Origin of the sequence: Cetobacterium sp. ZOR0034, from assembly GCF_000799075.1 — a bacterium.
Taxonomy (GTDB): Bacteria; Fusobacteriota; Fusobacteriia; order Fusobacteriales; family Fusobacteriaceae; genus Cetobacterium_A.
The window spans coordinates 1-379 of the sequence record NZ_JTLI01000116.1 but is presented as its reverse complement, the minus strand read 5'-3'; the positions used below and the strand labels follow the sequence as shown (position 1 = coordinate 379).

1 protein-coding gene is annotated in these 379 nt (G+C 27.7%); it reads right to left on the bottom strand.

What is annotated here, in order from left to right; genetic code table 11:
• The coding region (locus L992_RS13730; protein ID WP_047396691.1) for a TolC family protein at nucleotides 1-379 on the bottom strand (379 nt) is incomplete at both ends.

Below are 379 nucleotides of genomic sequence, written 5' to 3'. Positions count from 1 at the left end.
AAATCAATTCCTGTTGTTAAGTTTTCTGGAACCATAAATTCTTTCAAAACAATCTCTTCATTTGTTGGTATCATCAATTTTAATTTTAAATCCTTCTTTGCAATCTCTAAATTTGTTTTTGTTCCTGTTATCTGAGATTCTAACTCTAAAATTGAGTATTCTGTTTTTAACAGATCAGCTTTTGTTACTAATCTTAAATCTAACTGCTCCTTTTGCTTCATCTGTCTAGCTTGTAACTCTTTCATAGACGATTCTAAAACTGTTAAATCTTTTTCATAGTTGATTATACTGCTATATATTGAGATTATATCTAATCTTACATCTCTTTTTTCTGATAATAAGTAGATATTTGCTATATTCTTTGAAGCTTCTGCTCCTA